The sequence below is a fragment of the Janthinobacterium sp. LM6 genome (genome assembly GCF_002002885.1).
Taxonomy (GTDB): domain Bacteria; phylum Pseudomonadota; class Gammaproteobacteria; order Burkholderiales; family Burkholderiaceae_D; genus Janthinobacterium; species Janthinobacterium kumbetense.
The window spans coordinates 2,531,472-2,544,697 of sequence record NZ_CP019510.1 but is presented as its reverse complement, the minus strand read 5'-3'; the positions used below and the strand labels follow the sequence as shown (position 1 = coordinate 2,544,697).

11 protein-coding genes are annotated in these 13,226 nt (G+C 63.5%); 1 reads left to right on the top strand and 10 read right to left on the bottom strand.

The window, feature by feature from the left end; translation table 11 throughout:
• Positions 1-55 precede the first annotated feature (55 nt).
• The 8 genes from BZG29_RS11310 to BZG29_RS11275 form a co-directional block, all read right to left on the bottom strand.
• Complete coding sequence (locus BZG29_RS11310; RefSeq protein ID WP_077402434.1) at positions 56-1,207, bottom strand: ABC transporter permease; 1,152 nt, start codon at positions 1,205-1,207, stop codon at positions 56-58.
• Entirely contained in the window at positions 1,204-2,385 is a 1,182-nt protein-coding gene (locus tag BZG29_RS11305; RefSeq protein WP_077402431.1) for an ABC transporter permease, read from the bottom strand. The genes BZG29_RS11310 and BZG29_RS11305 overlap by 4 nt, the downstream gene beginning before the upstream one ends.
• 6 nt (positions 2,386-2,391) lie before the next feature.
• On the bottom strand, positions 2,392-3,366 hold the full coding sequence (locus tag BZG29_RS11300) for an HlyD family secretion protein (RefSeq protein ID WP_077402428.1): 975 nt from the start codon (positions 3,364-3,366) through the stop codon (positions 2,392-2,394).
• A gap of 2 nt (positions 3,367-3,368) precedes the next feature.
• Entirely contained in the window at positions 3,369-4,796 is a 1,428-nt protein-coding gene (locus tag BZG29_RS11295; protein ID WP_077402425.1) for a TolC family protein, read from the bottom strand.
• 177 nt (positions 4,797-4,973) lie between these two features.
• Positions 4,974-6,578 (bottom strand): bifunctional aspartate transaminase/aspartate 4-decarboxylase, encoded by a 1,605-nt coding sequence (locus BZG29_RS11290; protein ID WP_077402422.1) that lies wholly within the window; start codon positions 6,576-6,578, stop codon positions 4,974-4,976.
• Between the two features lie 76 nt (positions 6,579-6,654).
• Positions 6,655-8,343, bottom strand: a complete 1,689-nt coding sequence (gene aspT, locus BZG29_RS11285; protein ID WP_077402418.1) for an aspartate-alanine antiporter — start codon at positions 8,341-8,343, stop codon at positions 6,655-6,657.
• 56 nt (positions 8,344-8,399) lie between these two features.
• On the bottom strand, positions 8,400-10,082 hold the full coding sequence (gene aspT / locus BZG29_RS11280) for an aspartate-alanine antiporter (RefSeq protein ID WP_077402415.1): 1,683 nt from the start codon (positions 10,080-10,082) through the stop codon (positions 8,400-8,402).
• 271 nt (positions 10,083-10,353) lie between these two features.
• A complete protein-coding gene (locus BZG29_RS11275; protein WP_077402412.1) occupies positions 10,354-11,220 on the bottom strand; it encodes a transporter substrate-binding domain-containing protein in 867 nt (288 codons plus the stop codon).
• Positions 11,221-11,468: 248 nt separating this feature from the next.
• On the opposite strand from BZG29_RS11275, the gene BZG29_RS11270 reads away from it, so the two are divergent.
• Positions 11,469-11,732, top strand: a complete 264-nt coding sequence (locus BZG29_RS11270; protein ID WP_077402408.1) for a heavy-metal-associated domain-containing protein — start codon at positions 11,469-11,471, stop codon at positions 11,730-11,732.
• Between the two features lie 23 nt (positions 11,733-11,755).
• On the opposite strand, the gene BZG29_RS11265 is transcribed toward BZG29_RS11270, so the two are convergent.
• Together BZG29_RS11265 and BZG29_RS11260 are read right to left on the bottom strand one after the other, a co-directional pair.
• On the bottom strand, positions 11,756-12,295 hold the full coding sequence (locus BZG29_RS11265) for an SCP2 sterol-binding domain-containing protein (protein WP_077402405.1): 540 nt from the start codon (positions 12,293-12,295) through the stop codon (positions 11,756-11,758).
• A 20-nt stretch (positions 12,296-12,315) separates the two neighbouring features.
• Positions 12,316-13,212 carry a U32 family peptidase gene (locus BZG29_RS11260; protein WP_077402402.1) on the bottom strand — a complete coding sequence of 299 codons (897 nt, stop codon included), beginning with the start codon at positions 13,210-13,212 and terminating at the stop codon, positions 12,316-12,318.
• Positions 13,213-13,226 lie beyond the last annotated feature (14 nt).

Below are 13,226 nucleotides of genomic sequence, written 5' to 3'. Positions count from 1 at the left end.
TTTTGTCAGGCGTTGTTATTTAATGTGGAAACGAAATTATTGCATATCGGCCCAGTTATGCCTTGTTCAAATCGACAATGGTTTCCTCCATCCCACGCCAGCGCCACCAGCCCAGCGCCACGCAGGCCAGCAGCAAGGCCAGCAAGCCCGCCACTTCATGGCGGATTTCATACAGCGAGGCGCCCATTTGATTGAGCGCAACAAAGCCCTGGATGCCGGCCGTCGACGGCAGCAGCCAGCGCAGCCATTGCAACACGACGGGCATGGACGACACGGGCCAGGTCAGGCCCGCGAGGAACAGCACGGGCATCGAGGTGGCGATCATCAGCTGCGTGCCCCGTTCGCGCGTGCGGAACAGCATGCCCAGCAGCATGCCGAACGCCGCCTCACACAGCGAGAACAGCACCAGCAGCAAGAGCATGCCGCCAAAGTTGCCGCCACGGGGATAATCCTGGAACCAGAAGACAAAGCCGAAGAAATAGCAGCAGTTCAGGAAGGCCACACAGGCAAACGCCAGCAGCATGCCCGCGTAGCCGCCGGCCGTGCGCCTGCCCGCCACGGGAAAGGCCTTGCGCTGGTACCAGGTGCCGAACAGCATGGTCATGCCGATCAGCAAGGTCTGTTGCACGATCAGTGTCGCCACGCCCGGTACGACATAGGCGCCATAGCCTTCCTTGACGTTAAACAGGGGCACGGCGTCGAAGGCGATGGGCGAGCGCTGCTGGTTGGCCTGGATGGTGGACGGCGTGCCCGCCCCCAAACGCTTGAGCTCAATACCGGCCGACACCGTTCCCACCACTTCGGCCAAGCCGTTCAGGGCCACCTTGTTCAGCATCAAATACAGGCCATTGCCCGCCACCTGCGCGTGGGCGGCGCGGCCGGCCAGCACGTCCGTCTGCAAACCATCGGGAATGATCAATACGCCCATGACCTGGTCGCGCCATAATAAATCTTGCGCGACGGGCAAGTCCGGCGTGACGGCGACCACGTGCAGCGACGGATGGGCCATGGCGAAGCGCGTCAGCTGGCGCGACATGGCGCTGCGGTCCTGGTCGACGACCGCCACGGGCACGCGCTGGACGATTTCCGTCGAATACGGCAACGGATAGAAGAAGGAATAGATGATACCGCCGATAAACAGCAGGGTCAGCGCGCCCTTGTCCGTCAGCATGGCGCGCCAGGTGGCGACAAAGGCCGGCCAGATCATGTGCGTCCCCAGGCGGCAGGCGCATTCGCGCGGCGCGCCAGCAAGAACACGCCCACGGCGCCGCAGCCGATGGCGATGCCGGCCAGTATCAGCATTTCCTGCACTCCATAGCGCCATGGCGCGCCGGCCAGCCAGTATTTCGTTTGCAATTGCAGATAATGCGTGAGCGGCAAGGCTTCCGCCCAGGCGCGGGCTGGCGCCGGCATGGCCATCAAGGGAAAGGCCTGGCCCGCAAACGCGAAGGCCGGCGCCGTAATAAATGCCGCGCCCGACAGCGCCAGGCGCAGGGACAGGGTGGCGGCGATCAGCAAGGTGGCCAGGCCGCAATACGCGAGCACCAGCAACAGCATGCTCAGCAGCAATGCCGGCAAGCTGCCCGCCACGGCCCAGCCCCGCGCCAGGCTGAAGAACAGCAGATACAGCAGCGCCAGCGCGCTGTAGGCGACGAGGGGAAACAGCAGCTTGGCGCCCACGGCGCGCAGCCAGCTGCCATGGGCCGAGGCCAGCCATTGCGGCACCGTGCCGTCGCGCAACTCGCGTCCGATACTCGTGACGACGGCGACGACGATGAAAATCTGCAGCATGGCCGGCATCAGGGCCAACGTTAAAAACGCTTCATAACTGGTGTTTTCATTGTATAGACTGTTCAGGGTCGTGCGGATCGGTTCGAACTGGGCCGCCGCCTGCATGCCCGACATGCCTTTCTTTACCCGCGCCGTCATCTCGATGCCGGCCGACAAGGTCGTGCTGACCGTGCGCACGTCGCGCAGCAAGGCGCCCGCGTGCGAGGAAAACTGCGCGTTGTACAGCCATTGCACGGTGGCCTGGCGGCCGCCCAGCAGTTTCTGTTCGAAATCGTTCGGGATCAGCAAGTAGCCGAATGCCGTGCGTTCGCGCAAGCGATGCAGGGCTTCGTCGCTGGACGCCACTTTCGCCGCCACCGCGATGCCGGGCGACGCGTCGAGCCAGCGCGTGAGCTGGCGCGACAAGGTGGAGTTGTCGTTATCGATGACGACGATGGGCAAGTCGCGCGCGATGCCGGCGGAAAATACCAGCCACAACATGCCGCACAGCACGAGCGGAATCCAGCTGAGCATGCCGAAGTCCCAGAAGTCGCCACGCAGGCGCCGCCACTCGCGTGCCAGCGCCGCCGGTTGCACTTTGTCAATCTCGCTCATCGGCTATCAGAGCGGTGGAAACACGACCGACATGCCCGGACGCAAGCCCTCGACCTTGATGGCGGGACGCAGGCGGATTTCAAACGTGCGCAAATCCGTGCCGCCCGGACGGGCCGCGCGCCACGTGGCGAAGTCCGGCAGCACGGCCACGGAGCTGACCTTGAAGCTCAGTTGCTGTTTCAAGGCCGGCACGTTCGCCGTGTGCGTGCTGCCCATGGAAAACGCCGCCATCTCGTCTTCGCGCACCTGCAGCACGGCCCAGGCGTCGTCGAGGTTCACCAGGGTAATTACGGGAAAGCCTTGCGGCGCCAGTTCACCTGGCTGTATCTGTATCTTGCTGACCTGGCCCGCCACCGGCGCGGCGATCTTCGTTTCGGCCAGCGCGATCTGCGCTTCCGTCAGCACGGCGCCCACCTGGCGCGCCTGGGCGGCGGCCGCCGTCTTGTCTTCGGGACGGGCGCCCTTTTGCGCCATGTCAAACTGGGCGCGGGCAGCCTGGGCCAACTGGTCGGCGGCGCGCCATTGCGCTTGCGCCTCGTCGCGTTTCTGCTGGGCAATCACGCCTTGCTCGTACATATTGTTGACGCGGGTATACGTCGTCTTGGCGATGGTGGCGCCCGTTTGCGCCCGCTCCCAGTTGGCTTTCGCAGCGGCAATTTCTTCCGGACGCGCACCGGCCTGCGCCTTGTGCGCCACGGCCTCGGCTGCCTGCGTGGCGGCCGTCGCTTGCGCGATCTTCGCATCCACTTCCGGACTCGTCAGCTGGAACAGCAGCTCGCCTTTCGGCACCGTCTGGCCCAGCTTGACGTACAGCTGGCCCACCCTGCCCGGCACTTTTGACGAGACATTGACTTCCTGCGCATCCATCTGTCCCTGCAAAGGCAGGCGCTGCGGCTGGAACGCCTGGTACAAGCCCCAGCCCACGAAGCCCAGAACGATGACAGCGGCGACTATGGCCAATGGTTTTTTGGAGGTGCTCATTATTATTTGTCCACAGGTAATTGGATATCGGCCGCGGCGGCCAGGCTGCCCAGGCGCTGCGTCTCGCCCGTCGCTTCCAGCAATTGCGCCAGCCCCATCACATAGTTATACGCCGTCTGCGCGCGCTGGGTTTCCACCTTGGCCAGGTTCAGGCGCGCGTCGACCACTTCCAGCGACGTCACTTGTCCTTGCTGGAAAGCAACTGTTTGCAAGCGGATATTTTCGCGCGCCAGTTCCACCGACGAGGCCGTGGACAGGTACTGGATACGGGCGTTTTCCAGCGCGCGCCAGTTCTTTTCGATCAGGGTGGGAATGTCGCGCTCTGCCTGGCGCGCCACCACTTCCACCCGCTCCTGGTCCAGCTTGGCGGCGGCGATCATCTTGCCCGTGTTGATGCGGTGCACGAGCGGCACGGACACGACCAAGCCAACAGCCCAGTTCGAGCGCACGAGTTTTTCATTGCCGCGATTCAAGTTGTAATTACCGATGGCAAAGACGGTAGGCGCGTATTCCTTGCCATGCAGCTTCAAGGCTTGCTCGGCCTGCACGCGCTTGCTGTCGATCTTTTTCCAGTTCGCGTTTTCGCGCATGCCCGTGCTGATGAACGATTGCAAAGTACCCACCGGCAAGCTGTTGACGAACAGGGGCGTGCTGGGCCGCACTTGCGTATTGACGGCGAGCAAGCGGTCCAGCGCCACTTGCGCGATTTCCTCGTCGCTGCGCGCCTGCGCTTCGTCGCTGCGGGCGCTGTCCAGTGCCACGTCGGCGCGCAGGCGTTCCGCGCGCGAGATCAGGCCGCCCTTTTCCAGCTTGGCCGCATCGCGCTGGTGCTGCGTCACGCCGGCCGTCACTTCGGCCCGCACGGCCACCACTCTTTTGGCCAGCAGCAACTGAAAATAGCGCTGCGCCACCAGGGTCGCCAGCTGCTCTTCCGCTTCCGTGCGCTCCGCTTGCGCGGCCAGGGTCAGGCTCGATGCAAGCCCCTTGACGGCGTCCAGGCGCCCGCCCGTGTAGATTGGCCACATGCCCAGCAAGCCGAACGAGGTCAGGTCCGTCACCACTTCACGGTTCAGGGAATTGGGAATGTGCGGCGTGGGCAAGCCGGGAATCGGCGGCAGCACGGATTCGATGCCGCCCACCACGCCCGACAAGCCGCTCGTATCGATACTCAAATCCGTCGACAATCGGCCGCGAAACGCCGTCAAGTCCACGGAAGGACCGTCGATATTCGACAGCGCCTCCGCCTTGAGGGTTTTCGCGCGCACGTCGAGCGCGGCGCCCTGCACGGCGCCCGACGCCTTGGCCGCCTGCTGCAGCGCTTCGCTGAAACTCAAAGGCGCGCCGGCCGGCGTTTGCGCCTGGGCCGGCAGCGCTGGCAGTAATGCGGCCAGCGCGCCAGCGAAAAATAAATGTCCTTGCAATCTGCCCATGTAGCGTCCAGTCAATGAATGAGGGGAAAGCACGGGGTTGCCATGTTTATACTTTCACAATAGCAATTATATCCATGGATGTCTATTCCAGCCTGCACTATTGGTTACGCAGGCAGACAGACAAAAACGGGCGCCTCTTGCGGGGCGCCCGTTGAGCTCAAGCAGCTACCCGGCGAATTACTTCTTCGCCTTCTTGCCGCCCTTCTCCTTTTCAAATACGGCAAAGAACTCGGACGCCATGTTGCGGATGGCGCGGCCGATGTTGGCGTAATCGTATTCGTTCAGGTTGGCCAGCGACACGCGGCCGGACGGGTGCGTGGTGCCGAAGCCGCGGCCCGGCAGCAGGATGACGCCCGTTTCCTCGGCCAGGCGGAACAACGCTTCGTTCGGTTTCAGTTTTTTCAGCAGCCACTGCGAAAACTCCACGCCATGCATCTGCGCGGCCAGCGATTCCATGTCCAGCAGATGGTAGTAGCGCACGGAATTGGCGTCGTGCACCATCGGCAAGCCCAGTTCGCGGTACAGCGCTTCCTTGCGGCGCAGCACGATACGCTTCATCGACTGCTTGTACTTTTGCTCTTCATCCATCAGCGAGAACAGGGAGAACAAGGTCATCTGCGCCTGCACGGGCGTGGACAGGCCGGCCGTGTGGTTCAGCGCCACCGTACGGCTGTCGGCCACCAGGCGGTCGATGAATTTCAGCTCGCGCGGCTCCGTCGTGATGGAGTGATAGCGGGCATCAAGCTGCTTCTTGATGGTTTCCGGCAACTTGGCAATCTTGGCGTCAAGCACATTGTTTTCATGCGTGGCCACCACGCCCATGCGCCAGCCCGTCGCGCCGAAGTATTTCGAGAACGAATACACGAGGATGGTGTTGAACGGACACATGGCGAACAGCGAGACGAAATTATCGGCAAAGGTGCCGTACACGTCATCGGTCAAAATGATCAGGTCCGGACGCTTCTTGATGATCTTGGCGATGTATTCCAGCGTTTCGTCATCGATCTTGACGGATGGCGGATTGCTCGGATTGACGAGGAAGAAAGCCTTCACCTTCGGATCGAGCAGCTTGTCCAGCTCCTTCTTGGTGAATTGCCAGTTGTTCGATTGCGGCGCATCGATATGCACGGTGTTCAGCTTGTAATCGTTCAGCTGGGGAATTTCGATGTACGGCGTGAAGATCGGCATGCCCAGGGCAATCGTGTCGCCTTCCTGGATGATGTGGTTCGATTTCAGGCTGGCGAACAGATAGGTCATGGCCGCCGTGCCCCCTTCGACGGCGTACATGTCGAAGTTGCCGACGAAAGGATGGTCGCCGATCATTTCGCGATGGATATACTGGCCGACGATTTTCTCGGACAGCCGCAGCATGCGGTCCGGCACCGGATAGTTGCAGCCGAGAATGGCTTCGCACATTTCATAGATGAAGTCGCCCGCGTCCAGGCCCAGCTGGTCGCGCACATACGACACGGCCGCCTCGATGAAATGCGCGCCCGGGTTGCCTTCGTGCTTGCGCACGAAGATTTCAAAGCGGGCCTCGATGCCCTCGCGCGTGGGAAAGCCGCCCACGTCGTCCATGTACACGTAGGAACGTTCCGCTTCCGTCATGGCGAACTGGCCAAACTGGAAGAAACCATGGCGCGGCGTGGTCGCCAGGAAATTCGGGTTGCCGCGGCCCGCATTGAGCATCAGACGGTTGCTTTGCTTGGCCGTCTGGATCAGCGCATCCTTCAATTCGAAGGGGCTCAACAGTGCGAGTTTGCTTGGGTTACTGAAATCCATTTCAACGACTCCTTATCAACTGACAATATGGGAAAAGCCCCGCACAGGCGGCTTAGGTCCTGCAAATACGCCCGACTCAGACGAAGGCCACAATCAGCGGCCCCAGCAAGGTCAGGAAAACGTTGGCCAGGGCATACGTGATGGCAAACGGTACGGTGGGAATCGAGTTTTGCGCCGCATTCAGCACTTCGCCGAACGCGGGATTGGCGCTGCGCGAGCCGGACAAGGCGCCAGCAAACACGGCGACGTTGTCATAACGCAAGATGTAGCGGCCGATCAGCATGGTCAGTATCATCGGCAGGATGGTCACCACCACGCCCACGCCGAACAGGGTCAGGCCGTGTTCGCGCACGGTTTGCACGGCTTGCAGGCCGGAGGTGAGGCCGACGACGGCAACGAAGCCGGCCAGGCCCAGGTCTTTCAGGATTTGCACGGCGCCGCTGGGCATGTAGCCAAACGTCTGGCGCTTGGCGCGGAACCAGCCGAATACCAGGCCCGACAGCAGCACGCCGCCGCCGCTGCCCAGGGTCAGCGGAATCGAGCCGATGCGCGCCACCAGCAAACCCACGAGCAAACCGACGACGAGGCCGGCGCCCATGTAGACAAAATCCGTCTTGGCGCTCGGCACGATCATGTAGCCCACTTCGGCCGCCACGCGCTTGACGTCCTGCTCGGCGCCATAGATGGTCACCACGTCGCCCGTCTGCACCACGGTTTCCGCTTGCATGGGCAGGATCTTGCCCATGCGGCTCAGTTGCACGACAAAGATGCCGTGGCGTACGCCCGGCGCCGTCGCGCTGCGGATTTCGCCCACCGTCTTGTTGTGGTAAGCCTTGTTGGTCAGCACCATGTCGCGGCGCTGCATCACCAGTTCCATGCCTTCGACGGCCAGCAATTCCTTGCCCAGCTGGGAAGACACGCTGAGCATGGCTTCGCGCCGCCCCACCAGCAGCACGATATCGTCGGCCGCCAGCACCAGGTCGGGGCTGACGTCGATGATCTGGCCATTGCGTTTTACGCGTTCGATGGTGATGGCCGTGCTCGGGTGGGCGCTTTCGATGTCCGCCACGGAGCGCCCGGCACCGGGGCCCACGTCGTAGATGCGGCCGATGAGGTCGGGCGCGGCCGGCGTCTGGCCCGGCCCCAGCACTTGCACGCCCGCCTGCAGCGCCGTTTCCGCCTTGATCGCATCTTCGCGGATGGTGCGCCCCATGAGTTTCGGCAAGATATTGACGCAGACGATGATGGCGCCGAACGAGCCGAACACATAGGTCACGGCATAGCCGACGGCCACGTTGCCCTGCAGGCGCGCCACTTCGTCAGCCGCCAGGCCCAGCTTGGTGATCGCGTCGCCGGCCGTGCCGATGATGGCCGACTGCGTCAAGCCGCCCGCCGCCACGCCGGCCGCCAGGCCCTTGTCCAGGCCAAAGACCCTGGCCAGGATGACCACCGTCAGCAGCGCCGTCACGGCCAGCACGACGGCCAGGATGATTTCGCGCACCGACTGCCGGCCCAGGGAATTGAAGAATTGCGGCCCGCTTTCATAGCCGACGGCGTAAATGAACAGGGCGAACAGCACCGATTTCACGCCGGGATCGATGGCGACGCCCACCTGGCTGACGAGCACCGCCACCAGGAGTGAACCGGCGACCCCGCCCAGCTGAAACGAGCCGAACTTGATCTTGCCGATGTAGTAACCCGCTGCCAGGGAGAGAAACAAGGCAATTTCAGGCGACTTCTTGAATAACTCATGCAACCATTCCATGCGGACCGCCTTTCGTGTTGAAGGAATTCTTTACTGCGTTTGCCCTTGCTGGCTGCTCATGCGTGCACCGACCCTGCCAGGGCCACGATCAGCGGCCCCAGCAGGGGCAGCACCACGTTCGAGATCGCATAGGTAATCGTGTAGCCCAGCAAGGGCGTGGAATTGCCGGCCGCATTCTGCACGGCGGACAGGGCCGGCGTGCTGCACTGCTGGCCGGCGATGGCGCCCAACAGCACGGGCGCTTCCAGCTTGAGGAAAAAGTGTCCCACCAGCAAGGAGAGCGAGGCGGGGATGACGGCGATCAATACCCCCATCAAGGGCAGCGACAGGCCGTACTGGCGGATCAGGTCGATCGCCTGCGGTCCCGACGCCAGGCCCACGCAGGCGATGAAGGTGGCCAGGCCGATATCCTTCATCATGTCGAGCGCGCTGGAGGGGATGCCCTGCATGCCCGGCTTGCGCGCCTGGTACCAGCCGAACACGAGCCCCGTCAGCAAGGCGCCGCCGCCCGTGCCCAGCGAAAACGGGATGCCGCCCAGCTTGGCGGAGAAGCCGCCGATATACACGCCCAGCACGATGCCGATGCTGGCATACACGATATTGCTGCGGTCGCCCGTGGGCACGCGCTTGCCGATGGCGGCCAGCGCCGTGTTCAGTTCCCTCCCTTCCGTCGTGCCATACAGGCGCAGCACGTCGTCGCGCTGCAAGGAAAGATCAGGCAGCGGCGGCATGCTGTGTTCGCCACGGACGACGGTCGCCACGTGCACGCCGGACGGCAAGGCCAGCTGGCGCAAGGGCTGACCGACCAGCGCGGCTTGCTGCAGTACCACTTCGACGGCGGAGACGGCCATGTTCAAACCCGTCGTGTCGGCAAATTCCTCGCCCAGGATGGCTTCAGCCGCCACCAGCGCGGGACGGTGGCCGATCACCAGCACTTCGTCGTTATTGCGCAAGCGCAATGCCGGTTCCAAGGGCAATACCTTGCCGTGCCGGCGCACGCGCGTGATGCTGGCGCGGCCCGCAAAGATATGCTGCAAGGCGTCGAGGCGGCGTCCCGCGCCGCGGCTGATGCGGTAGGCGCGGCCCACCATCTCCGGCGTGGCCTGCACGCCGTCGCCATCGGTCTGCGCGCCGCCCATCTTTTCCCACAATTTATCGGCTTCCTCACGCAGGTTGACACGCAGCAACAACGGAAAAATCTGGCTGGTGACGATGACGATGGCGATCAGGCCGAAGATGTAAGTGATGGAATACGCGGTGACCACGTTGGCCTGCAATTCGGCGATGCGCGCTGCCGGCAAGGCCAGCTTGGAGATGGCGTCCGTGGCCGTACCGACGACGGCCGACTCCGTCGCCGCGCCCGCCATCATGCCGGCCGCCGTGCCCTGGTCCAGGCCCAGGAAGCGCGTGGCCAGCAGTACCAGCGCCAGCACCACCACCACTTCGATCAGGCAGAGTATGCCCAGACGCAAGCCCTTGGCATTCAGGTTGGCAAAGAACTGGGGGCCGCCCGCATAGCCAAGGGCAAAGATGAACAGCATGAAGAAGACATTCTTGACGCTGGCGTCCAGGGTGATGCCCAGCTGGCCGATCAGCAGCGCGGCGACCAGGGTGCCGCACACGCCGCCCAGCTGGATGGGGCCGAAGCGTATCTGCCCTGCCGCGTAACCCAGGGCCAGCGCCAGGAACAGGGCCAGTTCCGGCACCTGGTGCAATACGGACGTGATCGAATCGAGCATGGACGAACCTTCGAAAAGATAACGGATGGTGACAAGGGGACAGCGCGTTCGGCGGCTGGCGGCAGCTGGCTGTGGAACGGGCGCACGGCTCCCGCACGGCACCTGCGGCAAGCGCTTGTGCTGGGAACGTAAGCAAAAGAGTTGCAACGTGGAATTATGTTCGGTGAAAATTTTACAAGTGTCAACAGGTGTTCTGTTGAACTCGCTTTGCGTTTCATCAAACATCGGGCGCACGATTGAAGCCGCTGTTTGACACTGATCAATAAAACTATTAGTAATGTTTTGGACGATACCAAAGTGCCTTGCGCGCCAGCGGCGTCTGCTCGGGCAAGTCGGGATTGGCCAGCTCCAGCACGTGGCGCCGGGACAGATGCAGACCATCCGCGAGACGGCCGAAATGGCGCTGGAACAGCTGCGCGAAACTGCCATCGGCAAGCATGCTTTCCAATCCCCTTTCAATGTGGCGGGCCAGTTCCGGCCGGTGTTTGCCGACAAAGAAGTACAGCGCGGCCGGGTAGCGGATGACCAGGTGGGCGTCCAGCGCCAGCGGCAAGTGCGCATGGCTGGCCAGTTCGCTTTGCGCCTCGATCACGGAACGGGGAAAGTAATCGATGCGCCCTGCCGCCAGTTGCTGGAACAAGCCTTCATAGGTACTCGAGGTATCGAGGCGCAAGCCATTCGCCTGCAGGATGGCGGAGTCGGGCCAGTCGCGCATCTGGCCGGCCGACAGCCGCGCCAGGGCGGCGATGCTGCGCACGTCGCGCAGCAGCTGCGGCTGGCGCGCCTGGATCAGGGCCACGCGCCAGCCGATCAGGCCGCGGTCGATGGGGATGCGCACCGGCAACAATTGCGTTTCGCGCGCGCGGCTCGTCATGGCCCAGACGACGTCGACACCACCCGACGCCGTGGCGATTTCCTGCATGGCGCGCGTCTGCACCATGCGCAGTTCGGAGCGGCGCAAGGCATACGCCTGGCCCGAACGGGCCAGCGCCTGTTGCAGCAAGGCCGTCACATAGCCTTGCTGCGGATCATCGAGCGCCTGGTGGCGCGGATACACGAGCGGCAGCGGCGGCACCGCGCCGGCGGCAGCGCCCAACGGCCACAGGGCGGCAAGCTTGAGCAGGGGGCGGCGCTGCATGGCCCCTCCTTTCCAGCGCTGTCATAGCGTTCTTATCAGAATGACAGTATCGCGCAGCAGGGCATGCTTGTCGACTGGAATACGGCAACTGTGTACAAAACAACAGCACTTTCAAGCTGACCCGCAGGGCTGGGGATTAATCCAGATCAATAAAACCGCAAATACAAAATAAATCTTGCGTGCTGCTCTGGACGGCATGCGCATGGCTCGCCTACGCTGTTTTTTTATCTGAAAAACAAGAGGAACCCATGCAGACTGCACGCTTGAATATTATCGGAATGGATCATGAAGGCTGCGCCGACAGGCTGACGGGCGCGCTTGAAGCCGTCACGGGCGTAGCCACCGTGTGCGTCTCGCTGGCGCGCCACGGCGCCACGGTGCAGTTCGACGAACGGCTGGCCACGCAGGAACGCCTGCTGGCCGCCGTCAATGACGCCGGCTTCATGGGCGAGGCGACGGATGAAGAACAGCTGGCCTCGTGCAGCGGCGCCTGCGGCCACTGCCGCCACTGACCGCCCTGCCGGCAATTCCCCACTCAGCCTTCCCGCGCGCCCCGGTCGCGCAGATGCGCCAGCACGCGGCGCGGTCCCAGCGCCTGCAGGTCGAATGGCGGCAACTCGATAGCATCGAGCGTATTCTTGAACAGCAAGCCCAGTTCCGTGTCGCCTTCCAGGCTCAAACGGCGGCTGAAGAACAGCGTGTCCGGATCTTCCTGGCGCCGCGCCAGCAGCATCAAGTCATGCACGCTGGCGGCGATGCACAGATCGGGCACGTCGACATAGCGCTCGGCCACGAACACCGTGCCCTGCCACTCGAAGTCGAAGGCGATGCCCGCGTCCAGCAGCCGCAAACGCAAGCTGCGCCCTTCCAGGCTGCGCCGCACGTCGTCGGGCAATTGCGGCGCCAGCAGGCGGTTCAAGCCCTGCACGAACAGCCAGGAGGCGGGATACGGGGGCAGCTTGGACAGCAATTCGGCCAGCGGTTCCGGCAGCCGGTACGACACTGCGGGCTTGCTCATGCCGGGACGGGCGGGGACCGGCGCCGGGACGGGCAATCTTTCCAGTTGATCTTGCATGGTGCTTCCTTTCGAGGCGTTCAATGGGCGGCGTGCTGTTCCATGCCGGGCCGGCCGTGCCAGTAGCCGTCGCAGGCGCCGGCCGGCTGGCAGGCCGCCAGCTGGGCCTGGGCGCCGATGCCGCTGACCTGGCCGCGGCGGGCGCGGTCGAAGATGGCGATGACTTGTTCCGTATGCATGGCCTGCGGGCTGATGCGCGCCACCGCCACGCCCATGTCGCGCATGGAGTCGAGTTCGCGCACCAGGTTGTAGACCAGCGCCGACTGCGTCTGCGTGCCATTCAGTACGAGGAAGGGCACTTCGTCGCGCGTGCGCAGCAGCAGGCCGTCCGGCTCTTCCAGGCAGCTGTAGCCGCAATCGTCCTTCGGCAGGTTGCGGTTGCGCGCCGTGAAGCAGCGCGCGGAAAACGCCAGCGGCATGCGGCCGTAGGCGAAGACTTCCGTCTCCAGCCCTTCCGGCTTCTGGCGCTGCATCTCGGCCAGCGCCGTCTGCCCCATTTCCAGCGGCATCACCCAGCGCTGCGCGCCCAGGCGCGCCAGCAATTGCAGGCTGGGGCCGTTGAACAGGTTCAGATGGGGACCGGCGACGAAGGACGTGCCCTTTTCCATGCAGTGCACGGCGCCCATGTCGTTGGCCTCGACCGGATAGCGGCCATTGCCCGTGATGCGGCGCAGGGTCGCCAGTTCCGCGCCCGCCTCGATCAGCGCCTGCGTCGACAGCACCACTTCCTTGCCGGCGGCGGCCAGCATGTCGGCGATATCGAGCCAGTCGGCCAGGCGCAGCTCATGCCGGCGCGAGCACACGGTTTCGCCCAGGTAGACGATATCGACGGCGGTGCCGGCGATCTGCTGGTAAAACTCGAAGACGGTGGCGCGCGGCCAGTAGTACAGCAAGGGGCCCAACGATAGTTTTAGCATGCCTTTTCCAGTAT